This window comes from Nocardiopsis changdeensis, from assembly GCF_018316655.1.
GTDB classification, from domain to species: domain Bacteria; phylum Actinomycetota; class Actinomycetes; order Streptosporangiales; family Streptosporangiaceae; genus Nocardiopsis; species Nocardiopsis changdeensis.
On sequence record NZ_CP074133.1, the window covers coordinates 2,758,377 to 2,783,681 of the forward strand.

The 25,305-nt window shown below is 74.5% G+C and carries 20 protein-coding genes; 10 read left to right on the forward strand and 10 right to left on the reverse strand.

Annotated elements, in window-relative coordinates:
• Positions 1-23: 23 nt before the first annotated feature.
• Complete coding sequence (locus tag KGD84_RS12420) at positions 24-1,292, reverse strand: RNA-guided endonuclease InsQ/TnpB family protein (protein ID WP_220560459.1); 1,269 nt, start codon at positions 1,290-1,292, stop codon at positions 24-26.
• A 114-nt stretch (positions 1,293-1,406) separates the two neighbouring features.
• Here KGD84_RS12420 and KGD84_RS12425 point away from each other — a divergent pair, with 114 nt between their 5' ends.
• On the forward strand, positions 1,407-2,249 hold the full coding sequence (locus KGD84_RS12425) for an ABC transporter ATP-binding protein (protein ID WP_255646488.1): 843 nt from the start codon (positions 1,407-1,409) through the stop codon (positions 2,247-2,249).
• 329 nt (positions 2,250-2,578) lie between these two features.
• A complete protein-coding gene (locus KGD84_RS12430; RefSeq protein WP_220560461.1) occupies positions 2,579-4,594 on the forward strand; it encodes a PhoX family protein in 2,016 nt (671 codons plus the stop codon).
• Between the two features lie 72 nt (positions 4,595-4,666).
• Here the strand turns inward: KGD84_RS12430 and KGD84_RS12435 are convergent, their stop codons facing one another.
• A complete protein-coding gene (locus KGD84_RS12435) occupies positions 4,667-5,119 on the reverse strand; it encodes a GNAT family N-acetyltransferase (RefSeq protein ID WP_220560462.1) in 453 nt (150 codons plus the stop codon).
• A 67-nt stretch (positions 5,120-5,186) separates the two neighbouring features.
• Complete coding sequence (locus tag KGD84_RS12440; RefSeq protein WP_220560463.1) at positions 5,187-6,464, reverse strand: isochorismate synthase; 1,278 nt, start codon at positions 6,462-6,464, stop codon at positions 5,187-5,189.
• Between the two features lie 366 nt (positions 6,465-6,830).
• Here KGD84_RS12440 and KGD84_RS12445 point away from each other — a divergent pair, with 366 nt between their 5' ends.
• The 6 genes from KGD84_RS12445 to KGD84_RS12470 all read left to right on the forward strand — a co-directional run bounded on the left by KGD84_RS12445 (position 6,831) and on the right by KGD84_RS12470 (position 12,152).
• Entirely contained in the window at positions 6,831-8,402 is a 1,572-nt protein-coding gene (locus KGD84_RS12445) for a glycoside hydrolase family 10-like protein (protein ID WP_220565697.1), read from the forward strand.
• 218 nt (positions 8,403-8,620) lie between these two features.
• On the forward strand, positions 8,621-9,022 hold the full coding sequence (locus tag KGD84_RS12450) for a TOBE domain-containing protein (protein WP_220560464.1): 402 nt from the start codon (positions 8,621-8,623) through the stop codon (positions 9,020-9,022).
• Entirely contained in the window at positions 9,015-9,827 is an 813-nt protein-coding gene (modA, locus tag KGD84_RS12455; RefSeq protein ID WP_220560465.1) for a molybdate ABC transporter substrate-binding protein, read from the forward strand. Before KGD84_RS12450 ends, modA begins: the two co-directional genes overlap by 8 nt.
• Positions 9,824-10,648: an ABC transporter permease gene (locus KGD84_RS12460; protein ID WP_220560466.1), complete on the forward strand. Its 825-nt coding sequence runs from the start codon at positions 9,824-9,826 to the stop codon at positions 10,646-10,648. The genes modA and KGD84_RS12460 overlap by 4 nt, the downstream gene beginning before the upstream one ends.
• Entirely contained in the window at positions 10,630-11,682 is a 1,053-nt protein-coding gene (locus tag KGD84_RS12465; protein WP_220560467.1) for a sulfate/molybdate ABC transporter ATP-binding protein, read from the forward strand. The genes KGD84_RS12460 and KGD84_RS12465 overlap by 19 nt, the downstream gene beginning before the upstream one ends.
• 179 nt (positions 11,683-11,861) lie before the next feature.
• Positions 11,862-12,152: a DUF3040 domain-containing protein gene (locus KGD84_RS12470; protein WP_220560468.1), complete on the forward strand. Its 291-nt coding sequence runs from the start codon at positions 11,862-11,864 to the stop codon at positions 12,150-12,152.
• Positions 12,153-12,186: 34 nt separating this feature from the next.
• Here KGD84_RS12470 and KGD84_RS12475 read toward each other — a convergent pair whose 3' ends face one another.
• The 3 genes from KGD84_RS12475 to KGD84_RS12485 all read right to left on the reverse strand — a co-directional run bounded on the left by KGD84_RS12475 (position 12,187) and on the right by KGD84_RS12485 (position 18,184).
• Positions 12,187-15,465, reverse strand: a complete 3,279-nt coding sequence (locus tag KGD84_RS12475; RefSeq protein ID WP_220560469.1) for a penicillin-binding transpeptidase domain-containing protein — start codon at positions 15,463-15,465, stop codon at positions 12,187-12,189.
• A gap of 372 nt (positions 15,466-15,837) precedes the next feature.
• Positions 15,838-17,184, reverse strand: a complete 1,347-nt coding sequence (locus KGD84_RS12480; RefSeq protein WP_220565698.1) for an FAD-dependent oxidoreductase — start codon at positions 17,182-17,184, stop codon at positions 15,838-15,840.
• A gap of 304 nt (positions 17,185-17,488) precedes the next feature.
• The gene (locus tag KGD84_RS12485; protein WP_220565699.1) at positions 17,489-18,184 is read right to left on the reverse strand and encodes a lysophospholipid acyltransferase family protein; all 696 of its coding nucleotides are present in this window, start codon (positions 18,182-18,184) and stop codon (positions 17,489-17,491) included.
• Positions 18,185-18,445: 261 nt separating this feature from the next.
• Here KGD84_RS12485 and KGD84_RS12490 point away from each other — a divergent pair, with 261 nt between their 5' ends.
• The gene (locus tag KGD84_RS12490; protein ID WP_220560470.1) at positions 18,446-19,078 is read left to right on the forward strand and encodes a cyclase family protein; all 633 of its coding nucleotides are present in this window, start codon (positions 18,446-18,448) and stop codon (positions 19,076-19,078) included.
• A gap of 40 nt (positions 19,079-19,118) precedes the next feature.
• Here KGD84_RS12490 and KGD84_RS12495 read toward each other — a convergent pair whose 3' ends face one another.
• Complete coding sequence (locus KGD84_RS12495) at positions 19,119-21,239, reverse strand: FUSC family protein (protein WP_220560472.1); 2,121 nt, start codon at positions 21,237-21,239, stop codon at positions 19,119-19,121.
• Positions 21,240-21,652: 413 nt separating this feature from the next.
• The gene (locus KGD84_RS12500; protein ID WP_220560473.1) at positions 21,653-22,849 is read right to left on the reverse strand and encodes a coiled-coil domain-containing protein; all 1,197 of its coding nucleotides are present in this window, start codon (positions 22,847-22,849) and stop codon (positions 21,653-21,655) included.
• A 115-nt stretch (positions 22,850-22,964) separates the two neighbouring features.
• Here KGD84_RS12500 and KGD84_RS12505 point away from each other — a divergent pair, with 115 nt between their 5' ends.
• Positions 22,965-23,729, forward strand: coding sequence for a methyltransferase domain-containing protein (locus tag KGD84_RS12505; RefSeq protein WP_220560474.1), 765 nt, complete (start codon positions 22,965-22,967; stop codon positions 23,727-23,729).
• Between the two features lie 6 nt (positions 23,730-23,735).
• Here KGD84_RS12505 and KGD84_RS12510 read toward each other — a convergent pair whose 3' ends face one another.
• Both KGD84_RS12510 and KGD84_RS33805 read right to left on the reverse strand, forming a co-directional pair.
• Positions 23,736-24,977: a cytochrome P450 gene (locus tag KGD84_RS12510; RefSeq protein ID WP_220560475.1), complete on the reverse strand. Its 1,242-nt coding sequence runs from the start codon at positions 24,975-24,977 to the stop codon at positions 23,736-23,738.
• Between the two features lie 92 nt (positions 24,978-25,069).
• A complete protein-coding gene (locus tag KGD84_RS33805; protein ID WP_220560476.1) occupies positions 25,070-25,303 on the reverse strand; it encodes a cittilin family RiPP precursor in 234 nt (77 codons plus the stop codon).
• Positions 25,304-25,305: the final 2 nt, after the last annotated feature.

Here is a 25,305-nt window from a genome sequence, read left to right on the forward strand (position 1 = left end):
ACGCACTCGTGTGCGCACAACCCTTACGGGCCGGCCCTCGCGGGCCCGGTTTCCTGCTTCGTCGCCGACCGCGGAAGGGAGGACCCTTGCCGTCTCACACCGGCTCCACAGGCCTGCCCCGGGGCCTGGCCCCGGAGTACGGCACGTCCTGCCGCCCCGATGTTCTTCGCCGCGTTCAGCTCACGGTCGTGCCGTGTGCGGCAGTCCGGGCACGTCCAGAACCGGGTGCCCAGAGAAAGACGTTTCAGGAGGTACCCGCAGTCCGAGCAGGTCTTGGACGAGGGGAACCACCGGTCGACCACCACCAGGGTGCGACCCTGTCGTGCGGCCTTGTACTCCAACTGGCGCCGGAACTCACCGAAGGCGGCGTCCAGCACCGCCCGGTTGAGTCCCGCCTTCTGCCGCACCCGCCGGCCGGGCGCCTGGAGGGTGCCGCGCGCGGAGGCCGTCATCGCGGAGACGTCGAGGTCCTCGATCGCGATCACATCGTGGGTGCGCACCAGCCGGGTGGTGGTCTTGTGCAGGAAGTCGGCGCGGGCGTGGCGGACCTTGCGGTGCGCGGCCGCGACCCTGCGGTCGGCCTTGCGCCGGTTGGCGGACCCGCGCTGTTTGCGGGCCGTCCGCCGCTGGTACCGGGCCAGGTTCTTCGCTTTGCGGGCCAGGTGGCGGGGGTTGGCGATCCTCTCCCCGGTGGACAGGGTCGCGAAGTCCCCCACCCCCAGGTCGATCCCGACCACAGGACCGGACCCCGTCCCGTCCTCGGGTGCGGGGGCCGGGTCGTCGGCCTCCACGGCGAAGGTCACGTACCAGCGCCCGTCCGGCTCCCGCGACACGACCACCGTGGTCGGGTCCAGGGCCGCCGGGTCCACGTCCGGCCACGACCACGCCAGGCGCAGCGGTGTCCGCTGCTTGGCCAGGAACAGTTCCCCGCCCCGGATGCGGAACGCCGACCGGGTGTAGTGCGCCGACTGGCGGCCGGTCCGGGTCTTGAACCGGGGGTAGCGGGCGCGTCCGGCGAAGAAGTTGGAGAACGCCGTGTGCTGGTGCCTGAGCGTCTGCTGGAGCGGGACCGAGGACACCTCGGACAGGAACGCCAGCTCCTGGGTTTTCTTCCACCCGGTCAGCGCGGCGTCGGTCTGTTTGTAGGTGGTCGTCTCGCCGTACCGGTGGTAGGCGGTGCGGCGCTCGGCCAGGGTCTTGTTCCACACCAGGCGCACACAGCCGAAAGTGCGGCCCAACTGGGCCGCCTGTTCGGCGTCCGGATAGGCCCGGACCTTGTACGCCGTCCGCATGCGGAAAAAATTACACCGAGGAGAGGCATGAGTAAGGCAGAACGGAAAAGTGAGTGCGGATTGTCCCGAATGCCTTTCCGCCCTGAAGGACGGGGCATCCTTCGGGAAAATTCGGTGACCGCGCCGCAGACCACACGCACCGAGGGCACGCCCTCCGACGCGCGGGCGCGCCTGAGCGCCCGCGGCCTGACCCTGGCCTACGACGACCGCGTCATCGTCGACGGCCTGGACGCCGACATCATCGAGGGGACCGTCACCTGCGTCATCGGCCCCAACGGGTGCGGCAAGTCCACGATGCTGCGCGCCCTGGGCCGGCTCATGCGCCCCAGGTCCGGGCTGGTGGAGCTGGACGGCCGCGACATCCACCGCACCCCCACCCGGGAGGTCGCCCGGGTGCTGGGGGTGCTGCCCCAGCAGCCCACCGCCCCCGACGGGCTCACCGTCGCCGACCTCGTGGCCCGCGGCCGCCACCCGGCCCAGCGCTGGTACCGCCAGTGGTCGGGCGACGACCACGAGGCCGTCGCCCGGGCTCTGGAGCTGACCGGGCTGGCCGACCTGGCCGACAGCCCGCTGTCGGAGCTGTCCGGCGGCCAGCGCCAGCGCGCCTGGATCTCGATGGTGCTGGCCCAGGGCACCGACCTGCTGCTGCTGGACGAGCCCACCACGTTCCTGGACCTGGTCCACCAGGTGGACGTGCTCGACCTGGTGCGCGAACTGCACGACGAGGGCGGGCGCACCATCGTCATGGTCCTGCACGACCTCAACCTCGCGGCCCGCTACGCCGACACGGTCATCGCCATGCGGGACGGGCGGGTGCTGGCCAGCGGCGGCCCCGCCGACGTGCTCACCCCCGAGCTGCTGCGCGAGGCGTTCGGGCTGGACGCCGTGGTGGTGGAGGACCCGGTCACCGGCGGCCCCATGGTGGTGCCGGTCGGCCGCAGCAAGGGGAGGGGATAGGGCGCGGCGGAACCGGGCAGGGGTAGGGGAAGGGGGAACGGGAAAGGGCCCCGGGCGTGGGGTCTGGACCCGGTGGTCCGCGGTGGTGGATCATCGCGGACAAGGGCCGACGGTGGGTGTTCACCGAGTAGCGAAGAGTGATCAACTCGGTGCTGCGCGGGAGTTGTAGGGGCGTTCACCTCGGTTTCACCCGTGCGTGTGGAACCTCGGCCAAGGTCGAGAGCGACCGGTGGGACCACCCCGCCTGCCGCGACCCCGCACGGCCCCGACCCAGCCCCGTACCAGGGCGGAGGCCGCCGGGGGGAAGCAACGATCCCCGAGGAGAAGGTGTGCCCGAATCCGCGCCCCGCCGCCGCTTGCTGCCGTTCGTCGACACGGTCGGCGGTGGCCGTTCCCGCAGGACCTGCGAGCTGCGCTGCGGTGATGCCTGTTTCCACCCCGCTCCCAACAAGAGCGACAACGCCTACTTCGGTGACATCTTCGCCAAGGCGCTCTCCCGCCGCTCGATGCTGGGCGCCGCGGTGGTCGGCGCCGGTGCCGGCGCCCTGGGCATGGCCGCCCCCGCCGTCGCGGACCGGGGCCCCGGCCGCCCCAAGCCCGCCCCCCGGCCGACCTTCAGAAGCGTCCTGCCCAACAACGACGACAAGGTCACCATCCCCAACGGCTACGAGCAGCACGTCGTCGTCCGCTGGGGCGACCCCGTCCTGCCCGGGGCCCCGGAGTTCGACGTCGAGAACCAGACCGCCGAGGCCCAGGCGCAGCAGTTCGGCTACAACTGCGACTACGTCGGCCTCCACCAGCTCGACGAGAACCGCGGCCTGCTGTGGGTCAACCACGAGTACACCAACGAGAACCTCATGTTCCGCGGCTACCGGAACGGGGCCTCGGCGACCCCCGAGCAGATCCGGATCGCCATGGCCGCCCACGGCGGCTCCATCGTCGAGGTCGAGCGGGTCGGCCGCACCGGCCAGTGGCGCCTGAGCACCGGCGAGCGGCGCTACAACCGGCGGATCACCACGGACACCCCGTTCACCCTCACCGGCCCCGCCGCCGGGCACGACCTGCTCAAGACGGAGGAGGACCCCACCGGGACCACCGTGCGGGGCATGCTCAACAACTGCGCGGGCGGCTACACCCCCTGGGGCACCTTCCTCAGCGGCGAGGAGAACTTCAACCAGTACTTCGGCAACGCCCCGGCGAGCCCCGAGTACGCCCGCTACGGCCTGTCCACCGGTGCCTCGGGCCGCCGCTGGGACCGGGTCGAGGAGCGCTTCGACCTCTCCCGGCACCCCCACGAGGTGAACCGCTTCGGCTGGATCGTCGAGACCGACCCCCTCGACCCCTCCGCCCCGCCCGCCAAGCGCACCATGCTCGGCCGCTTCAAGCACGAGGGCGCCACCGTCCGCCTCGCCGAGGACGGCCGCGCGGTCGCCTACATGGGCGACGACGAGCGCTTCGACTACATCTACAAGTTCGTCAGCGCGAAGAAGTTCCGCGAGGGCGACACCCGCCACAACCTCACCCTCCTGGACACCGGCACGCTCTTCGTCGCCCGCCTCACCGGCAACAGCCCGGAGGAGGAGATCGACGGGTCCGGCGCGCTGCCCGCCGACGGCGAGTTCGACGGCTACGGCGACTGGATCCCGCTGGCCAGCGACACCACGAGCTTTGTGGACGGCTTCAGCGTCGCCGAGGTGCTCGTCCACACCCGCCTGGCCGCCGACGCCGCCGGGGCGACCAAGATGGACCGCCCCGAGGACATCGAGGCCAGCCCCGCCACGGGCAAGGTCTACGTGGCCCTGACCAACAACACCGCCCGCGAGCCTGGCCAGGCCGACGAGCCCAACCCGCGCGGCCCCAACAAGCACGGCCACATCCTGGAGATCATCGAGCACAACGGCGACGCCGCCGCCGAGGCGTTCGCCTGGACCGTGCCGCTGGTGTGCGGGAACCCCGAGGACGAGGACACCTACTACGCGGGCTACGACAAGTCCAAGGTGATGCCGATCTCCTCGCCCGACAACGTCACCTTCGACAGCGACGGCAACCTGTGGATCTCCACCGACGGCCAGCCCGGCACCCTGGGGATCAACGACGGCCTGCACGTCATGCCCGTCGAGGGGCGCTTCCGCGGCGAGCTGAAGACCTTCGCGACCGTTCCGGTGGACGCCGAGGCGTGCGGCCCGTTCATCACCAAGGACGACAAGACGGTCTTCCTGGCCCCGCAGCACCCCGGTGAGGACGGGACCTTCGAGGCGCCCACCAGCGTGTGGCCCGACGGCGACTTCCCGCGCCCGTCGGTGGTCTGCATCTGGCACAAGGGCGGTCGCGCCGTCGGCAGGTGACCGGCGCCCCCGAACACCGGCCCCGGGACTCCATCGTGGGGGAGCCCCGGGGCCGGTTCGTGTCGGCGCGTCCTACAGGGTCTTGCCGAAGCACAGCGACGAGGGCTCGCCGGCGTAGGCGCCGAAGGGCTCCACCGGGGTGTAGCCGGACTTGGTGTAGAACCGCACCGCGTCGGGCTGGCGGTCGCCGGTCTCCAGCCGGAGCCGCTTCCACCCCCGGTCGCGCGCCCATTCCTCCAGGGCGGCCAGCAGCCGCGGGGCCGCCCCCGACCCCCGGTGCCCGGGCAGCACGTACATCCGCTTGACCTCGCCGCCCTCGTCCGGCCCCAGGTCGCGCAGGCCCCCGCAGGCCACCGCGGTGCCGTCGGCGGCCCGGGCCAGCGCGAACACGGCGATGTCGGACGCCGACGGGGGCGTGCCGGGCTCGGAGTCGGGGGTCCCGTACCGTTGGGCGATCTCGGCGCGCTGCCCGGCCCGGAGAGCGGTGGCGTCGGGATCGTCCCAGGCCACGAAGTCGATCTGCATGGCGTGACGGTATACCGGGCGTGTTACGGGCCGGTTTCCCGTTCCGCGCCGCCGGGCGTGGCCCGGCTCACCCGTCGGTGAGGGCCTCGCGCACCGGCCGGAACTTGGACTCGGTCTCGGCGATCTCCGACTCCGGCTCGGACCCGGCGACGATCCCGCACCCGGCGAACAGCCGGGCCGTCGCCCCGTCCACGTGGGCGCTGCGCAGGGCGATGCCCCATTCGGCGTTGCCCGCGCCGTCCACCCAGCCGACCGGTCCCGCGTAGCCGCCCCGGTCCATGCCCTCCACCTCGTCGATGAGGCGCATCGCGGTGGCGGTGGGGGTGCCGCCCACGGCGGCGGTCGGGTGCAGGGCCGCCACGGCGTCCAGCGCCGACACCCCCGGCCGCAGCCGGGCGTGCGCGCGGGTGGCCAAGTGCTGGACGTTGGCCAGCCGCAGCAGGTGCGGCCAGGCCGGGACCGCCAGCTCCTCGGCGAGGGGGGCCAGGGCGTCGCGCAGGGAGTCCACCGCCAGCCCGTGCTCCTCCACGTCCTTGGCCGAGGACATCAGCTCCTCCGCGAGCCGCTCGTCCTCCTCCGTGTCGGCGCCGCGCGGGCGGGTGCCCGCCAGCACCAGGGAGGACAGCTCCTCGCCCTCCCGGCGCAGCAGCAGTTCGGGGGTGGCGCCGACCATGCCCGCGACCGAGAACGTGAAGCACTGCGGGTAGCGGGCGTGCAGCCGCTCCAGCAGGGTGCGCACGTCGATGGGGCCCTCGGCCCGGGCGACGAGGTCGCGGGCCAGCACCGCCTTGTCGAGCTCCCCGGCGCGGATGCGCGCGACGGTGTCCGCGACGACGCCGCCCCACTCCCGGGCGGTGAGCTCACCGGTGTCCCAGGAGAGGGGGCCGACGGGGCGCGGCGCGGGGGCCGGGTACAGCAGCTCCCCGGGGTGGACGCCGGGCTCGTCGGTGACGGTGGTCAGCCACGCCCGGTCGCCGCGGCGGCCCAGCAGGACGCGGGGGACCACCATGGTGGAGCCCGTGGAGGTGGGGGCGAAGGTGAACGTGCCGAAGGCGACGGCGCCGGTGCCCGGCAGGCCGACCTCGTCCTCCACCACGGCCCGCTCCAGCACCCCGTTGAGCCAGCGGGCGGCCTCGGTGAACCGGGTGGTGTCGGTGGGCTCGGTGCCCGCGGGCTCGGCGTCCGGGCTCCAGTGGGCGGCCCGGCCCCAGCCGACCAGGCCGTCGTCGCCGGTCAGCCAGGCCAGCGGGGCCCCGGCGGGCAGGCGGCGAACCAGGGAGTCGGCGCCGCCGCGCAGCGGAACGGTCCGGACGAAGAGCTTGGGAGGGCACACAGCGGCGTTCACGTCACCCGAGTCTAGGTCGCCCGGTGCCCTCGCGAGCCCGGACCGGGGGCCGGGGGAGGGGAGGGTCAACCCCTCTGCCGGCGTGACGGGGCCCGCACCGCGACGGTTTCCGTACCCGGGGCCGGTGGAGCCATGGGGATCCGGGGTGCCGCATTGACCTGGGGCGATGTTCCCTTCCCGGGGCTTGTGCGAGGTTGTCCACAGATTGGCTCAATCGTGTCCGAAAATTGACATTGTCCTCTACGCTGGTCCACGGCACGGCGCTCCGGGGAACGGGCGCCGCCCCGGCTTCCAAGAGGAGACATCGCTTTGAAGGGTTCTGTGGCACGGACCGTGGCCGTACCGCGCGCCGCGCGCTGGGCGACCATGGCCGCCGCGTCCACCGTCCTGCTCGCCGGATGCGCCGCGGGCGCCCCGGGGGGAGCGCCCGGCGACGGCGCCAGCGGGAGCCGCAACGACACCGGCGGCACCGTCCGGACCGCGGACGCGCTGTGCTCGGCCGACTCCGCGCGGCAGATGCGCGGCGCCTGGCTCACCACCGTCCGCAACATCGACTGGCCCTCTGAGCCCGGCCTGTCCGCCGAGGAGCAGCAGGCGGAGCTGGACGCCTACCTCGACGACGCCGTCGCCATGGGCCTCAACGCCGTGTTCCTGCACGTGCGGCCCACCGCCGACGCCGTGTACGCCTCCGACAAGGAGCCCTGGGCCCGCTACCTCACCGGCGAGCAGGGCGGCGACCCCGGGTACGACCCGCTGGAGTACGCGGTGGAACAGGCGCACGCCCGCGGCCTGGAGCTGCACGCCTGGTTCAACCCCTACCGGGTGGGCCTGCAGGACCCCGACATCGAGAACCTGGTGGACGACCACCCGGTGAAGCAGAACCCCGAATGGCTGGTGGACTACGGCGACGAGGCCTACGTGGACCCCGGCAACCCCGAGGTGCGGGCCTGGGTCACCGGCGTGATCATGGACGTGGTCGAGCGCTACGACATCGACGGCGTCCACTTCGACGACTTCTTCTACCCCTACCCCAAGGACGGCGAGGAGTTCGACGACGACGCCTCCTGGGAGGCGCACGGCGGGGACTTCGACGACCGCGACGACTGGCGCCGCGACAACGTCGACCAGCTCATGCGCGACGTGCACGGCGCCATCCAGGAGACCGAGCCGTGGGTGAGCTTCGGCGTCTCCCCGTTCGGCATCTGGCGCAACCAGAGCACCGACCCCAGCGGGTCGCCCAGCTCCGGCCTGCAGTCCTACGACGCCCAGTACGCCGACACCCGCACCTGGATCCAGGAGGGCACCGTCGACTACGTCGCCCCCCAGCTGTACTGGGAGCGCGGGTTCGGCACCGCCGACTACGAGGCGCTCACCGACTGGTGGGCGGACGAGGTCGAGGGCACCGGCGTGGACCTGTACATCGGCCAGGCCGCCTACCGCCTGGGCGAGGACGGGTGGACCTCCGACGACGCGCTCTCCAGCCAGCTCGACTACTCCGGCGGGCTGGAGGGGGTCGGCGGCGACATCTACTTCTCCATCAAGAGCCTGCGCGAGAACCCGGACGCGGTGGACGACCTGCTCGGCGGCCACTACGCCGAGCCGGCCCTGCCGCCGCGGACCGACTCCGGCGAGGAGGAGGCCCGGGTCGGTGCCGTGGCCGGGGTCTCGGCCCGCGCCGGCGAGCACGGGGTCGAGGTGTCCTGGGAGGAGGCCGAGGGCGCCCGCTTCTACGCCGTGTACCGGCTGCCCGCCGAGGCGGCCGAGGCCGGGGACGAGACGGCCTGCGAGGCGCTCACCCCGGAGAACCTCGTCGGCGTGACCGGCGGCACCTCGTTCGACGACACCGGTGCGGGGGACGACACGGTGTACGCGGTCACCGCCCTGGACGACTACCGGGCCCAGGGGCCGGTCGGCGAGATCGCCGCCCCCCGCGGCTGACCGGTACCGGACGCGGCCCCGGCCCCCTGCGGACCGGGGCCGCGCCGTGTCCCGGAGCGCCCGCCCCGGGCGGCCGCGGCCCTGCCCGGGGGAGTCCCCCGCGCGGGCACCGTTCGGACGATCATCCGACGAATGCGGCCCTTTCGGCGCGAAAAAGTTGTGATCCGCCAGCCTTGAGGGGCTGCCACCCTCGCATCTGCGAGCGGTAGATTGCTCCCATGCCCACCTTCCAGATCAGCGAGGCCGCCGAACTGCTCGGCGTCAGCGCCGACACCGTGCGCCGCTGGGTCGACGCCGGCCGCCTCGGCGCCTCCCGCGACGCCTCCGGCCGCCGCCTCCTCGACGGGGCCGACCTGGCCGCCTTCATGCGCGAGGGGTCCCACCAGGACCCCGACCGCCACCGTTCCTCCGCGCGCAACCGCTTCCACGGACTGGTCACCGGGATCGTCCGCGACACCGTCATGGCGCAGGTGGAGGTCCAGGCGGGGCCGCACCGCATCGTCTCGCTGATGAGCCGCGAGGCCGCCGACGAACTCGGCCTGGAGGTCGGCGCCACCGCCACGGCCGTGGTCAAGTCCACGAACGTGATCGTCGAGACGAGCGGAGACCGCCATGCGTGACACCCCCCTGCGGCTCGTCGCGGCGCTGGCCGCGGCGGCCCTCGCCCTCACCGCCTGCGCGGACCGCGACACCGGGCCCGGACCGGCGGGCCCGGACGCCGGGGGCCCCGCCGGCGAGCTGACCGTCTTCGCCGCCGCCTCCCTCACCGACGTCTTCGAGTCCCTGGCCGAGGAGTTCGAGGCGGACAACCCCGGGACGGAGGTCGTCTTCAACTTCGCGGGCAGCAGCGAGCTGGCCGCCCAGATCGGCTCCGGCGCGCCCGCGGACGTGTTCGCGGCCGCGAACACCGACACCATGGCGCAGGTCGCCGAGGGGGAGGGCCTGGACCGGGAGTGGGCGGACGAACACGGCGACGGCGCGGTCTTCGCCACCAACACCCTCCAGATCGCCGTGCCCGCCGACAACCCCGCCGGGATCGAGGGCCTGGACGACCTCGCGCGGGACGGCGTCTCCGCGGCGTTCTGCGCACCGGAGGTCCCGTGCGGCGCGGCCACGGCGACCGCGCTGGACGCCGCAGGGCTCGACGTCACCCCCGTCACCTACGAGGAGGATGTCCGCGCGGTGCTGACCAAGGTCGAACTGGGCGAGGTCGACGCCGGACTCGTCTACCGGACCGATGTGATCGCCGCCGGGGAGGCCGTCACCGGCATCGCCTTCCCCGAGGCGGACGCGGCCGTCAACGACTACCCGATCGCCCTGCTGGCCGACGCGCCCGCCCCGGACCTGGCCGCCGCCTGGATCGACCTCGTGCTGTCCGAGACCGGCGCCGCCGCCCTCGCCGACGCCGGGTTCGGCACCCCGTGACCCGCGGCTCCGCGCGGACCGGGCCCGCCCTGCGGGCCCGGTCCGGCAGGCCGCCCTGGCCGCTGGTCCTGCCCGCCCTCGCGGGCGTCGCCTTCCTCGTCCTGCCTCTGCTCGGGCTGGTCGTGCGCGCGCCCTGGCACGACATGGGCCGCCGGGTCACCGAACCCGAGGTGCTGGCCGCGCTGTGGCTGTCGCTGTCCACCGCCACCGTCGCCACCGCCCTCTGCCTGGTCCTGGGGGTCCCGCTGGCCTGGCTGCTGGCCCGCACCGACTTCCCCGGGCGGCGGATCGTGCGCGCCCTGGTCACCGTGCCCCTGGTCATCCCGCCCGTGGTCGGCGGCGTCGCGCTGCTGCTCGTGCTCGGCCGCAACGGCCTGCTCGGGCGCTACCTGGACGCGTGGTTCGGGATCACCGTCCCCTTCACGTCCGCCGCCGTGGTCCTGGCCCAGGTGTTCGTCGCCATGCCGTTCCTGGTCATCAGCGTCGAGGGGGCGCTGCGCGGGGCCGACCGCCGCTACGAGGAGGCCGCGGCGACCCTGGGTGCCGGGCGGGTCACCGTGTTCACCCGCGTCACCCTGCCCATGGTGCTGCCCGGCATCGGCGCCGGGGCGATCCTGTGCTGGGCCCGCGCCCTGGGCGAGTTCGGCGCCACCATCACCTTCGCCGGCAACTTCCCCGGCACCACCCAGACCATGCCGCTGGCCGTCTACATGGCCATGCAGCGCGACCCCGAGGCCGCGATCGTGCTCAGCCTCGTCCTGCTCCTGGTGTCCCTGGCCGTGCTGGCCACCCTGCGCGAGAAATGGGTGAACGCCGCGTGAGCGTGCTCTCTGCCGACCTCCGGCTGCGCCGGGGCGACTTCGAACTGGACGTCGCCCTGTCCGTGGCGGCCGGAGAGGTGCTGGCCCTGCTCGGCCCCAACGGGGCGGGCAAGTCCTCGGCGCTGCGAGCCCTGGCCGGACTGCTGCCGCTCAACGGCGGGCACGTGCGAGTGGACGGGGACGACCACACGCGCACCCCCGTGGAGCGGCGGCCCGTCGGCATGGTGTTCCAGGACTACCTGCTGTTCCAGCACATGAGCGCGCTGGACAACGTCGCGTTCGGGCCGCGCTGCCAGGGGGCGTCCAAGGCCGACGCCCGCGCCCGCGCCGCCGAGCTGCTCGACCACATGGACCTGGCCGGGTACGCCCGCGCGCGGCCCCGGAACCTGTCCGGGGGGCAGGCCCAGCGCGTGGCGCTGGCCCGCGCGCTGGCGGTGCGCCCGCGCCTGCTGCTGCTGGACGAGCCCATGGCCGCCCTGGACGTGAGCACCCGCGTCCGCGTGCGGGGACGGCTGCGCCGCCTGCTGGAGGAGTTCGACGGGGCGACGGTGCTGGTCACCCACGACCCGCTGGACGCCATGGTGCTGGCCGACCGCATCGCCGTCGTCGAGGGCGGCCGGGTGGTCCAGGAGGGGGCGCCCGCCGAGGTGGCCCGCCGCCCCCGGACCCCCTACGTGGCGCGGCTGGTGGGGCTCAACCTGTTCCGCGGGCGGGCCGACGGCACCGCCGTCCTGTTGGACGGCGGAGCGGTGGTGGAGGTGCACGAGGCGCACAGCGGCTCCGCGCTGGTGGCGTTCCCGCCCCGGGCCGTCGCCCTGTACCGGCGGCGCCCCGACGGCAGCCCGCGCAACCTGTGGGAGCTGACCGTGGACGGGGTGGAGCGGTTCGGCGACCAGGTGCGGGTACACCTGACCGGAGCGCTCGACCTGGCCGCCGACATCAGCCCGGCCGCACTGGCCGAGCTGGGGCTCGTCCGCGGCGGCACCGTCTGGGCCGGGGTCAAGGCCGCGGAGGCCGAGTGCTACCCCGGATGACCGCTGCGCGGGACGCCGTTCCCCCGTGTCGGGACGCCGGGCGGCGGTGACCTGCGGGGGTCCGGAACGGCCGGGAAAACCCGCGGAAGCCGGGGATATCCTCGCGCTCCGCTGGGGAGACTGTAGGACACCCGGTGGCGATAGTAGACCTTCCCCCGGCCGCTGAAGGAGGGTGCGCCATGTCCCTGAGAGAGCACGAGCGGAGAATCCTCGAGGAGATCGAGAGGCGGCTCGGCGAGGAGGATCCCGAGCTCGCCGAACGCCTGGATTCCTTCGGGGACCCCGACGCGCCCGCCGAACCCGGCCTGAGCGGCTGGAAGCCCTGGGTGGCCTGCGGCCTGATCGCGGCCGTCACCGCCGGACTCCTGGTCCTGCTGTTCGTCCTCACACCCGGCGCGCCGCAGCCCGTCGAGCAGCCGTCCGCGCCGGCACCCGCGCAGACCCTGCAGCCCGCCGACGAGGGCCGCTGAACGGCGGGCGGCCGAGGCCGCCCGCCGTCGCGCGTCACAGCGCGTTCGTGAACTTCGCGGCGATCGGGCCGGCGACGGAGGAACCGCCGCCGCCGCCCTCCACCACCACGGCGAACGCGACGTCGCCCTTGAAGCCGACCATCCACGCGTGGCTGGGCAGCTCCTCGTCCTCGCCCTCGGCGGTGCCGAACTCGGCCGTGCCCGTCTTGCCGTAGACCTCGCCCTGGAAGGGCAGGTTCTCGGCGGTGCCCTCGGTGATGACCGCGCGCATCATGGTGCGCAGGGCCTCGGCGTTGGGGATCGGGCGCGGCTCGGCCGGGGCCTCGGCGGCCGGCTCGGTCACCAGCAGCGGGGGCCGCCAGTTGCCGTCGGCGACCGCGGCCGGGACCGTGGCCATGTGCAGCGCCGAGGTCTCGACCTGGCCCTGGCCGATCGCCTGGGCGCCCAGCATGACGGCGCCCTCGGAGAGCGGGTAGACCGGCTCGAAGGTCGGGACGCCGATGTCCATCGGGGCGTTCATCCCGAACAGCTCGGCGCTGGCCAGCAGGGTGTTGGCGTCGATGTTGTCGACGGCCGCCTGGACCAGGGCGGTGTTGCAGGAGGTCGCGAACGCCTGGGTCATCGTCTGCGCGCCGTACTCGGCGCCGCCCGCGTTCGTGAACTCCCAGCCGCCCGGGTTGTACTCCTTGGGGCACTGGAACTGGGTGTCCATGGTCAGGCCGCCGTCCAGCAGCGCGTTGTAGCTGACGACCTTGAACGTGGAGCCGGGCGGGTAGCGGCCCTCGAAGGCCCGGTTGAACCCGCCGGGGACGTTCACCGCGGCGAGGATCTCGCCCGTGGACGGCCGGATCGCCACCATGCCCGCCGGGTCGTCGGAGTCGATGATGGCGTTGGCGGCCGCGTTCTGCACCGCCATGTCGATGCTGGTGACGACGTTCTCACCGGGGGCGCCGTCCAGGCTGGCGACGGTGTTCTCGTCGGTCGCCTCCACGGCGTCGGCCTCGGTGCCGGCGTCCACCATGACGATGGTGGTGGCGGCCTGTCCGGCCAGCCGCTCCTCGTAGGTGCGCTGCAGCCCGCTGGTACCGACGGTGTCGCCGACCCGGTAGGCGGGGCCCAGCCGCTCGATGTCCTCCTCGGTGGCCTCGCCCATGCCGCCGACGATCATCTGCAGCGAGCCGGAGATGTCCGGGGTGTCCAGGCGGGTGCCGTCGGCGGCGAGGATCTGGCCCCGCTCGCCCCACACCGCGGTGCGGGCCAGGGTCTGGCCCTCGGCCAGGCCGGGGAACGCCACCTCGGGGGAGAAGTCCACCAGCCACTCGCCGTCCTGGCGGACCAGGGGGAGTTCGCCCTCCCAGCCCCAGTCGCCGGCGTTGGACAGGCCGACGGCCACCTCGTAGGAGGCGGTGCCGGTGCCGCCGTCGGCGGTGGGCTCGCCCACGGTGACGTCGACGCTCTCCACCCCGATCCCGGAGGCGATGCCGCCGAGGACCTCGGCGGCGCCACCGCCGGTGGTGACGGCGGCCAGGCGCTCGTAGTCCTGCGCCTCCCAGGCGGCCGCGTACTCCTCGACCGCCTCCTCGGGCTGCGGGAGGGTGAGCACGTACCAGGAGACGCCGCCGCCGATCAGCGCCAGCACCACGCCCGCGGCGATCAGGCCGATGACCAGGCCGCGCCTGGACTTGCGCGGCTGTTGGTCGGGCTGCTCCGGCGGCGCGGCGGCGTTGCCGTGGTAGAGGTACTCGAAGCCGTCGCCGCGGGGGGCGGACTCCGCGTCCCGCGGCTCGCCGTCCCAGTCGTCCCAGCCGTCGCGCGGCCCGCCGGGGCCCGGCGGGGGGGCGCCGTGGCCGTCGCCGGCGCCCTGCTGCGGTCCGTTCCACCGGTCCCCGTGCCCGGGCTCCGCCGGCCGCGGCCCCATGCCGCCCGCCCCCGGGGGCTGCTCGCCCCACCCGGGCGCGTCGCCGGAGCCGCTCCACGCGGCGCCGGTCTGCTGCGGGCCGCTCTGGGCGTCCCCGCCGCCGTTCGCGCTGCGCGCGTCGCCGGGCCGTTCGCCCCACCCAGCGGCGGCCTGCTGGGGACCACTGTGGGTCTCGCCCCAGGTGTCGTTCGACCCGCGCGCGTTGCCGGGCTGTTCGCCCCAAGCGGGTGCTTCGTTGCTGCCGGAGCCGCTCCATGCAGCAGCGGCCTGCTGCGGGCCGCTGTTGCTGTCGCCCCAGGAGTCGCCCTGGTCGCTGCCGTCCCAGGTGTTGTCCGACCCACGTGTGTTGGCGGGCTGTTCGCCCCATCCGGGTGCGTCGCCGGAGCCGCTCCACGCGGCGCCGGTCTGCTGCGGGCCGCTCTGGGCGTTCCAGCCGTCGTTCGCGCCGCGCGCGTTGCCGGGTTGCTCGCCCCACCCGGTGGCGGTCTGCTGCGGACCGCTGTTGGTGTCATCCCAGGTGTCGTTCGATCCACGCGCGTTGGCGGGCTGTTCGCCCCACCCCGCGGCGGTCTGCTGCGGGCCGCTGTTGCTGGCGCCCCAGGAGTTGCCCTGGTCGCTGTCGTCCCAGGTGTTGTCCGACCCGCGCGCGTTGCCGGGCTGCTCGCCCCATCCGGGCGCATCGCCGGAGTCGCTCCACGCAGCGCCGGTCTGCTGGGGGCCGCTCTGGGCGTTCCAGCCGTCGTTCGTGCCGCGTGTGTCGCCGGGTTGTTCTCCCCATGCGGGTGCGTCGCCGGGGCGTTCGCCCCACCCAGCGGCGGCCTGCTGCGGGCCGCTGTCGGTGTCGTCCCAAGAGTTGCTCTGGTCGCCGCCGTCCCAGGAGTCACCCGTCGCGGGCGTGGCGCCGGGACGGTCGTCCCAGGAGGGGCCGGCACTCCGGTGGGCTCCCGGCGGCTGCTCGCCCCAGGCGTCGCCCTGATCGCCGCCGTCCGTGGCGGGGCCGGCACTCCGGTGGGCCCCGGTGGGCCGCTCCTCCGGTGCGGGCGCGCCGCCGGGGGCGTCCCATGCGGCGGTGGCCCGTTCCGGGCCGTCGGCGTCCCGGTCGGGTGCGGCCTCGGGCTCCTCGCTCGGGGCCTGCCAGTCCTTCCAGGTGTCCGTGGGAGGGGTCTCCTCGGGACGAGGGGGCGTCCACTCGCCGGTGGGGCCCTGGGCGGCCGGGTACGGGATGTCCCAGCTCTCAGGACGGTCGGACGGGCCACCGGCGGCCGTCCCGCCCGGGGCCGGGGGCCGCTGCGGAATGCGATAGGGGTTCTCCGGGCGAACGCCTCGGGTCGGGGTGTCGCCCGACTCCTCGGGCGGCCCGGAGGAATCCGGTTGTCGGGGGGACCGTTCGTCCACGCCTGACCGTCCTTCGTCGTTTTTCGGGGAGAATACCAAGATGCCCCGCTCCCACCTCGGTGGGAGCGGGGCACGAGACTGATGGTCGGCATGGCGGTCGCCTCTCGGCGCGGGGCACAACGGGGCTCCGGACCGTACGGTCTCCCCTGGCGGGGGCCGTACGCGGTATTCCGCGAAGGCAATAGTTGAGGCCCGGGGGACACTTGCTACCACACCGACCAACAGTGACTCTAACCCATGGAACCGGGCCGTTGTTCCATGTTCCCCCGGCGAGTCGCATGCGCAATCTCACGGTGGGGAACCCTTTGCGGGTGGGAATAGGGTGCCGGCCCCGCAGAGGGGCGCGGGGCCGGCCGGGACGTTCGCGCGGGGTCAGCCCTGGCGCGCGACCGTGGTCTGTTCCTCACGGGTGAGCAGCTTGAGGCGCTTGCGGCCGCGCTCGGCCCCCAGCTCCTCTTCCCGGGCCTCGATCCGCTGCCAGCCCTCCCAGGTCGTGTACTCCACGCCGCGCTCCTCGAGCAGGGCCCGGAACGCGACCGGGTCCGGCTCGGCGGCCGGGGTGAACGACTCGCGGTCGGAGACCAGGTTGGTGACGGTCTCCAGGGCGTCGCCCTTGGTGTGGCCGATCAGGCCCACCGGTCCGCGCTTGATCCACCCGGTGGCGTAGACCCCCGGGATGTGGTTGTCGTCCAGGTCCAGGACCCGGCCCTCGCGGTTGGGGACGACGCCGTTCTCCTCGTCGAAGGGCAGGTCGGCCAGGGGCGAGCCCAGGTAGCCGATGGCCCGGTAGACGGCCTGGACCTCGTGGTCCACGAACTCGCCGGTGCCCTTGACCCCGCCGTCGCCGGTGAGCTCCATGCGCTCGGTGCGGAAACCGGTGACCCGGTCCTCGCCGAGCACCGCCACAGGCGAGTGCAGGAAGTGCAGGTGCAGGCGGACGTCCTCACCGCGCGGGTCGCGCAGCGCCCAGTTCTGGAGCACCTTGACGTTGGTCTTGGTCTGGTTGGAGTCCTCGCACGCCTGGAGGCTGCCCTCGTCCATCTCGAAGTCCTCGGGGTAGACGATGACCTCGACCCCGGGCTGCTTGTCGAGCTCGCGCAGCTCCATCGGGGTGGCCTTGCACTGGGCGATGCCGCGGCGGGCGAAGACGTGCACGTCGGTGATCTGCTTGGCGCGCAGGCCCTCGTACACGTTGTCGGTGATGTCGGTCTCGAGCAGGTCGTCGGCGTTCTTGGCGAGGATGCGGGCCACGTCGACGGCGACGTTGCCCGCGCCGATCACGGCGACGCTGGTGCCCTCGACGTGCCAGGACGGCGAGACGTCGGGGTGGGAGTCGTACCAGAAGACGAAGTCGGCGGCCCCGTGGCTTCCCGGCAGGTCGATGCCGGGGATGTCCAGGGGGCGGTCGCGGTCGCTGCCGGTGGAGAAGATGACCGCGTCGTAGTGCCTGCGCAGGTCGTCGAGCTTGAGGTCCCGCCCGTACTCGACGTTGCCGTAGAAGGTGATCTCGGGCTTGTCGAGGATCTTGTGCAGGGCTCCCTGGATCTGCTTGATCCGGGGGTGGTCCGGGGCGACGCCGTAGCGGACCAGGCCGTAGGGGGAGGGCAGCTTGTCGAGGATGTCGATGCTGACGGACGTGCCGCACGCGGACAGGGTCTCGTCCTTGGTGAGCAGGTCGGCGGCGTAGATTCCCGCCGGACCGGCACCAACGATTCCCACTCGCAGGGGTCGCGTCATCGCACAGCTCCAAGTCTTCGCGCCAGGGGTCGGACGCCATCTAAAGTAAGGCTTGCCTAATCTATCCGGTGTCGACACCGGTAATTCCCACTGTACTGGTGGGGAATTGTGCCCCCGTTCCCGGGGTGCGGCTCCGGACCCGGGTGGCCCCTCGGCACCTCGGTGAGCCCGGCATCCCAGTTGGGGTGGGGGTCGCGGCGCGCGCGAAGGCGTCGTTCCGCACCCCTCGATCAAGGGTCAACGCTCCGTCAAGGGCGAATCAGCCCCGAGTTCACTGTGGTGAAAGTCACCCGCGCGGGCCGCCCTGTCCCAGTTCGGCCTTGACCGAGGCCGCGTAGCGCGCGACCCGCTCCTGCCCGGACAGCTTGGCGATCGCCTCCATGATGGCGTCGGTGGCCTCTCTGCGGGGCTTGGCCCGGTCCGCCCGGCCCTTCCACGGGGACAGGTCCACGGGCTCCCCGAAGCGCACGCCCACCCGGTTGAACGAGGGCACCTTCCGCCCCTGCGGCAGGATCCGCTCGGTCCCGGCCAGCGCCACCGGCACCACCGGGACGCCGGTCGTCAGCGCCAGCCAGGCCAGGCCGGTCTGCCCCTTGTACAGGCGGCCGTCCGGTGAGCGGGTGCCCTCGGGGAAGATCCCGAAGACCTCGCCGCGCTCCAGCACCTCCAGGCTGTTGTCCATGGCCTCCTGGGCGCTCTGCCCCGGGCGGCGGTCCACCGACAGCTGGCCGAGGCCGCGCAGGACGCGCGCGAACGTCCGGCGCGGCAGCGTGCCCTCGTCGAACAGCTCCTGCTTGGCGATGAACCGCACCGGCCGCGGGCAGGCGACGCCGATGAACAGCGGGTCGATGAGCGCCAGGTGGTTGGCGGCCAGGATCAGCCCGCCCCTGCGGGGGACGTGGTGGGCGCCCTCGGCCTTCACGGGCCACATCATGCGGGTCGCGGGCGCGACGACGGCCTTGGCCGCTCCGTACAGTGACACCATGAAGTGGACCCTTCTCCGTGCGTGATGCGGGTTCGCGGTGGCGGGGATCTCCACGGCGCCGCCGCGTTCACCGACCTTACCGGGCCCGCGGAGCGGACCGCCGGGCCGAGGCGGGGCGAACGCCTCCGGGGGGTTCCCGGCGGGCACCCGGAACAGCAAGATGGTGGCGTGGGTCACACACGCTAGGCTCATGGTCTAGACCTCTGGTGCAGCCCGGGGGTCGCGCACCGGACACGCTCGTGAAGCGAGGAAACAGCCATGTCCAAACCGGTCGACGTCAGCCACCAGATCACCGACGGGATGACCACCCGCCCCGGTCTCCCTGAACCGCACATCACCGAGGGCTCGGCCGCCCACGGCGACGGGGGCGGGGTCACGATGGCCGGTGCCACCGGCACCTACGTGGAGATGCCCGCCCACCGCTACCGCGACGGCGCGGACCTGGCCGACCTCGACCTGGACCGGGTGGCCGACCTGCCCGGCGTGGTCGTCGACGCGGCCGGCGCCCGCCAGATCGGCCCGGAGGCGTTCGCCGGCCTGGACCTGCGCGGCCGGGCCGTGCTCGTCCGCACCGGCTGGGACCGCCACTGGCGCACCGAGTCCTACGGAGACCACGACCACCCCCACCTGACCGAGGCCGCGGCCAAGACCCTGGTCGAGGCCGGGGCGGTCCTGGTCGGCATCGACTCCGTGGGCGTGGACGACACCTCCCCGGCCGCGGAGGGGGCCCGCCCGGTACGGGCGGTCCTGCTGGCCGCGGGCATCCCCGTGGTCTCCCACCTGTGCCTGCTCGGCGAGCTGCCCGCCGAGGGCTTCCGGTTCTTCGCGGTCCCCGCCAAGGTGCGCGGACTGGCGGCCTTCCCCGTCCGCGCGTTCGCCCTGGTCGACTGAGCCGGGGGACGGCCGCCCCGGGCCCGGCGGCCGCCCCGCCTCACAGGTCGGCGTCGAGGTCCCCCTGGGCCCGGCGCCGCTCCAGCTCGGCCCGCTTCTCGGCCTCCAGCCGCGCCGCCCGCTCGTCCTGGGCGACCGCGCCCGCCATGGCCGTCGACAGGGCGCGCAGCTCCATGTTGATCCGCGGATGGGCGGGCAGCCGGGGCAGCGCGCCCAGGCGCGGAGTGCGCCGCTCCTCCATCGCCGAGATCAGCTCGCGGAACGCCAGGTCCACCCGCTGCAGGGTGATCGTCCCCACCGGCTCCGGGTTCTCCAGGGCCAGCGCCGACAGCGCCAGGTACCCGGTGCGCTGGGTGGCCACCACCACCGGCCACAGCGGCTGTGTGGAGGCGGCGCGCGGCACGTCGCCGATGGCGCTCTCGTAGACCCCGCGCAGGCTCACCAGCGCCGCCCGCATGTCCCGCCGCAGCTCGTAGCGGAGCCGCCCGTCGATCACGGTGTCCTGGTCCAGCACCGCCGCCATGGCGCGCCGGGCCTCCTCCAGCACACCGACGATCGACTGCGGCAGCCGCGTCGCCGACGCGCCCCGCCACAGCAGCATCGCCCCGGCCAGGCCCACCAGCGACCCCACCACGGTGTCGATGATGCGGGTCTCGGCCAGCTCGGTGATGGGGTGCGGCGCCGCCGTGTACGACAGCAGCAGCGCCATCGGGGTGAGCAGCACCGAGCCGTAGAAGAAGTTGCGGCCGATCACCAGCTGGGCGGCGCCCTGGAACAGTCCCGCCAGAACGATGACCCCGGCCAGCGGCGGGTTCGCGGCGATCAGCAGCGCCCCGATGACCACGCCGACCAGGGTGCCCAGCGACCGCTGGACCGACCGGTTGAGGGTCAGCACCACGTTGCCGCCCTGCAGCACGGCCGTGGTGGTGATGCCCACCCAGTAGGAGTTCTCCAGGCCCGAGGCCAGGGCCAGCGCGCCCGCCGCCGTCACCGTGATCCACATGCGCAGGGCGGTGGGCCGGATCAGCGAATCCTGGCTGAGGCTGGAGCGCAGCGCGCCCCACAGCGCCGGGTAGCGCTCGTCGTGCAGGTTCCGGGCGCGCTCGTCGTCGTCGGGCCCGCCCGCGTCGCGGCGCGCGGCGGTGGCGGCCCGGGCCATCAGCCCGTACAGGCGCGCCTCCAGGGAGCGCGGGCGCATGCCCCGGCGCAGCCCGTCCAGGTCGGCCGGGTCGGGCGCCTTCTCCGGGGCGGCGACCGCGGCCGCCATCCGCTCGGCGAACGCGGCGGCCTCGGGCGGCAGCGGTGTGGGCCGGGCCATGCACACCTGCGTGGTGGCCAGGTGGATGTCGGAGACCCAGCGCAGCAGGGAGCGCAGCCGGGCCGCCTCGTCGCTGGTGCGGTAGCCGCGGGTCTGCGCCAGCAGCACCAGCCGCCAGGCGTCGGCGACCGCGACCGAGGCGTCGTGCTGGGCGTGGTCGAGCTCGGGGGTGCCCACCGCCCGCAGCAGCACCGCGAGCTTGCGGTACGCCCCGGCGACCGCCTGTCGCTCGGGCTGGCGGGCGCGCACGAAGACGCCCGACATGGACACCGCCCAGCCCACCGCCGCGCCGGACGCGGCGATGGCCGCGTGCAGGGGGACGTCGGCCAGACCGCCGGGGACGATGGTGGAGATCGCGCCGACCAGCACGAAGAACATGGGTCCGGGCTTGTCCACCCGCCAGGCCGCGCAGACCCAGGTGGCCAGGCCGGCGGTCAGCCCGATGGAGAACACCGCCGCCCACGGGGACAGGGCCGAGGCCAGCGAGCCCAGGGACACGCTGATCACGAACCCCACCCCGACCAGGGCGAGCGCGGCCGCCCGGTAGGCGTAGGGGGTCTTCTTCTCGTACAGGACCGTCATGGAGCCCATCGCCGCCAGGGTGGCGACCTGCGGGCCGAACAGCCACGCGGCCAGCGCGAAGGAGACGGTCATGGCGATCGCGGCCTGCGCCGCGGTGGTCCAGGCCCAGGTACCCGATTCCAGCCCGAAGACGGCGCGCAGGTCCACCCGCGGCCGGGGGCGCTCGCCGACGGCGACGCGCCGGGGGCCCGGGTGCGAGGTGTCGCCCACGTCGAGGGGTCCGGTATCGCCCGTGGTTCCCAGATCTCGCACGTGCCCCATCCTAGACCGGGACGAATCGGTACTCATGTCCCAGGGGACGCGCGGCCCCCGCGCCCGGGTTCGGCCTCGCGCCGGTGTCGTGGGCCACCCTCCGGCCGCAGCCGGGTGTCCCGGGCGCCATCGGGCCGGTCGGCCGGTCCGCTGATCTGCCCCAACGCTGCGGGGGTGGCCGCCCGCACGGTGCGGGGTGTCTTCGGACACCCCCGGCACGGCCCCGCCGTCCCGGTGGACCGCCGCCGGGCCGCCCGGCCCTGCCCCGCGCGCGTGCATGCGGCCCGCCCGAGGCGCCCTGATGCGCATCATCGTGACCCCCGCCCCTGCACACGTGTACGCGGCCGGCGGGAGCGGCGGCACGGGACCGAGCCCGCGCGCGGGCGCCGCCCGCGGCGTCCCGGCGGTGCGCCGGTGTCCGGTCACCCCTGGGAGGGGGCGGACTCCGCGGGGCGGGCCAGTGCCTCGTCGCGCTCGGCCTCGGCGCGCTGCGCCCGCTCCAGGGCGCGGTCCCGGGCCTCCTCCGCCAGGGCCAGGCGGGCGGCCGCGGCCTCGCGGGACTCGGCCAAAGTCAGCTCGGCCGCGCGCCGCTGCGCCGCCAACTCCCCGGTCAGGCGGTCCCGCTCGGCCACCGAGCGCTCCAGTTCGGCGGTGAGCCGCTCCCGCTCGGCCACCGCCGCCGAGCGCTCGGCCTCCAGCGACCGCTCGATCCGGCCGAGCTCCGCCTGGGAGCGCTCGCGCTCGGCGGCCAGCGCCTCCTCCGCCCGGCGTGCGCTCTCTTCGGCGCGCTCGGCCCGTTCACGCTCACCGCGGGCGGCGGCCAGCGCCTCCTCGCGCTTGCGGGAGTGCTCGGCGGTCTCCGCCCGCAGCCCCTCGGCCTCGGCGTGCGCGTGCTGCAGCCGCCGGGCGGCGTCGGCGCGCTCGCGCCCGGCCTCCTCGCGCTGCTCGGACAGGCGGCGTTCGGCGTCGGCCAGGCCCGCGTTGGCCTCCGCGACGGCGGCGTCGCGCTCCATCAGGGCGGTCCGCGCCTCCCGCTCGGCCTCCTCGCGCGCGCTTTGAGCCTCGTCCCGGCGGGCCAGCGCCTCCTCGGCCATGCGCTCCGCCTCGGCGGTGGCGGCGATCGCCGAGGCCGCCGCCTCCTCCGCCGCCCGGCGGGCCGACTCCGCCTCGCGGCGGCGGTTCTCCGCCTCCAGCCGGGCCGCGTCGGCCTCGGCGGCGTGCCGGGCCCCCGCCAGCCGGGCCGCCTCCACCTGGGCCTCGGCCGCGGCCGGGTCGGTCATCGTCGTGAACGCCTCGGTGGCGGCCCGCAGCGTCTCGGTGAGCTGCTCGCTCTGCACGGCGAACCGGGTCAGCAGGTCGTCGGCGCGCAGCCGGGCCGCCGTCACCGGCTCGGTCGAGGCGAACCCCGGGGCGGCCGGGCCGGCCGGCTCCCGGGAGGCGCGCGCCTCGGCCTCCTGCCGCTCGGACTCCTGGGCCTGGCGCTGACGCTCCTTCCAGGCCCGCCACCGGGTGTGCTCGGGCAGGTCGCAGTACTGGGGAGGCCGCCCGGGGGAGGAGGCCCGGGGCACCGGGCGGTCGCAGCCGGGGAAGTTGCAGGTGTTGGAGTCGGAGGTCGCCACGCAGGCGAGCGTAGCGTTTCCGGGCCCGCCCGCGCCGGGGTGTGTCGCGCCCGCGCCGTGGTCCCGGGCCGCTCCCTCCCTTGTCCGGGGCGGCGGGCCGACGGACAATGCCCCCATGCCGACCTCCCAGCGTGACGGCGCCGATGCGCGAAGCCTCCTCGTGCGCCTGGACCGTTTCTCCCATCTGCCCGAGGCGCGCGCCCTGCGCGACCGGGTCCGCGACCGCCTGCGGGTCCGGCCCGGCGACACCGTGGTGGACGTCGGCTGCGGCGGCGGCCGGGCCACCGCCGAACTCGCCGCCGCGGGCGTGCGGGCCGTCGGTGTGGACCTGGACCCCGCCATGCTCGACGCCGCCCGCGCGGCCCACCCCGGAACGGACTTCCGCCACGGCGACGCCTACCGGCTGCCCCTGGACGACGGGTCCGTGCACGGCTACCGCGCCGAGAAGGTCTACCACTCCCTCGACGACCCCGCCCGCGCCCTGGCCGAGGCACACCGGGTGCTGGCCCCGGGCGGACGCCTCGTCCTGCTCGGCCAGGACTGGGACGCCTACATGGTCGACTCCGACGACCCCGGCACCACCCGGCGGATCGTCGCCGCCTACGCCGACACCATGCCCGACCCCCGCGCCCCGCGCCGGCAGCGGGCGCTGCTGGCGGAGGCCGGGTTCACCGACATCTCGGTCGAGGGCCGGGTCGTGGTGTTCACCGACGCGGACGTGGTGGGGATGCTCGTCGGGTTCGCCGACACCGCGGCCCGTACCGGGGTGATCGACGGGGAACGGGCCCGGGCGTGGACGCGGGAGCAGCGGTCCCGGGCCGGGGAGGACCGGCTCTTCGTCGCGGTCCCCTTCCTGCTGGTCGGCGCCGTGCGCCCCTGACCGGCTTCAGCGGGGCCGGACCAGCGCCCGCACCCCGACCGGTTGCAGCGCCAGCGCCGGCCGGGGCCGCACCCGTTCGGGGCGCACCGGCTCCAGCCGGACCCGGGAGCACAGCGCGGTCGCGATGACCTCCACCTCGCGCAGGGCCATGGACGCGCCCGCGCAGCCGCGTGGACCCGCGCCGAACGGGAAGTAGGCGTGCCGGTGCCCGGGCCGCCCGCCGTCCAGCCAGCGTTCGGGGAGGAACTCCTCCGGGTCGGGGAACCACCGCCCGTCCCGGTGCACGACCCACTGGCTCAGCCCCAGGGTGGTGCCGGCGGGGAGCGTGTACCCACCCGCCTCCAGGGGGCGCACGGTCTCCCGGCTGATCACCCAGGCCGGCGGGTACAGGCGCATCGCCTCCTTGGCGGCGGCCGCCGCGAAACCCGGCTCGGCCATCCGCTCCGCCGCCTCCGGCCGGCCGCCCAGGGCGTGGAGGAGCCAGGTCAGCGCGTTGGCGGTGGTCTCGTACCCCGACATCAGCAGCGTGGCCAGCTCGTCGCGGACCTCGGCGAAGGGCGGGCCGTCGGCCAGCAGCCTGCCCAGGGCGTTGTCGTCCTCGCCGGCGGGGTGCTCGGCGATCAGGGCGGCGAGGGTGGTGTCGAAGTCGCGCAGGGACCGGCGCAGGTCGCGGTTGGTCCTGGTGGGCAGCCACATCGGCAGGCGCGGGGCCGAGGTCAGGCGCATGATCGCGGCCACGGCCCGGATCAGGGTCTCGCCGCGCGCGCCCAGGGGGCGCCCGGCGAGGTGTACGGCGCCCACGCCCATCGCCAGCCGGGACATCTCGTCGTGGACGTCGATCTCCAGGCCGTCGTGCCAGGTGTCCACGAGGCGTGCGACGCCCTCGCGGGCGGCGCGCTCCAGGCCCTCCAGTCGGTCGCTGCGCAGGGCCGGGCGCAGCCGGGCCCGCTTGCGCTCCCAGTCGGCCCCCTCGCTGTTCATCATGGCGAGGGGGAAGCCCATGGGACCGCGCCGGGTGGCCGCGCCGATCTTGGCGACCAGGCCCTCGCGGTCCAGCAGGACCCGGCCGATGTCGTCGGGATGGGCGAGCAGCACGTTGGCGGGGGTGAGGGAGACGACGTCGCCGAACTCGCGGGCGGCCGAGGTCAGGAAGCCCAGGGGGTCCACCGCGTAGTCGGCGGCGTTGGAGGAGGAGCGCCCGCCCCGGGGACCCGGGGGAGCGGAGGAGAGGGGGGTGGGGGCCGCCATCGCGTCCTTTTCCGGGCGGGGCCCGCACCGCCCGGGGGGCGGTACGGGCCGGGTGTGACGATCCGGGGCCTGTGCGGCCTGGCGGTGGGCGCCTAGTAGTAGATGTAGGGGCGGGTCAGGCGCGCGGCGTCGATGAGGCGCAGCTTGGCGGCGATGCGGTAGGCGGCCTTCTTCACGGGGGGTCTCCTTCCACGGTGTGCTCCGGTCCCCTGTCGGTCCCGGGCGACGCGAAGAACGCTAGACGGCCGGTGACGGAGGGGGACAGTGGCGCGACGGTGAGATAACCCTGCGCGCGGGGCAACCCATTTCTGTTGCCATAACGTCACCC

Coding starts and splice junctions, on each gene's coding strand:
- KGD84_RS12490 (WP_220560470.1), top strand. CDS start 18,446: ATGTCCAAACCGGTCGACGTCAGCCACCAGATCACCGACGGGATGACC.
- KGD84_RS12420 (WP_220560459.1), bottom strand. CDS start 1,292: ATGCGGACGGCGTACAAGGTCCGGGCCTATCCGGACGCCGAACAGGCG.
- KGD84_RS12465 (WP_220560467.1), top strand. CDS start 10,630: ATGGGTGAACGCCGCGTGAGCGTGCTCTCTGCCGACCTCCGGCTGCGC.
- KGD84_RS12450 (WP_220560464.1), top strand. CDS start 8,621: ATGCCCACCTTCCAGATCAGCGAGGCCGCCGAACTGCTCGGCGTCAGC.
- modA (WP_220560465.1), top strand. CDS start 9,015: ATGCGTGACACCCCCCTGCGGCTCGTCGCGGCGCTGGCCGCGGCGGCC.
- KGD84_RS12510 (WP_220560475.1), bottom strand. CDS start 24,977: ATGGCGGCCCCCACCCCCCTCTCCTCCGCTCCCCCGGGTCCCCGGGGC.
- KGD84_RS12470 (WP_220560468.1), top strand. CDS start 11,862: ATGTCCCTGAGAGAGCACGAGCGGAGAATCCTCGAGGAGATCGAGAGG.
- KGD84_RS12435 (WP_220560462.1), bottom strand. CDS start 5,119: ATGCAGATCGACTTCGTGGCCTGGGACGATCCCGACGCCACCGCTCTC.
- KGD84_RS12505 (WP_220560474.1), top strand. CDS start 22,965: ATGCCGACCTCCCAGCGTGACGGCGCCGATGCGCGAAGCCTCCTCGTG.
- KGD84_RS12495 (WP_220560472.1), bottom strand. CDS start 21,239: ATGGGGCACGTGCGAGATCTGGGAACCACGGGCGATACCGGACCCCTC.
- KGD84_RS12445 (WP_220565697.1), top strand. CDS start 6,831: ATGGCCGCCGCGTCCACCGTCCTGCTCGCCGGATGCGCCGCGGGCGCC.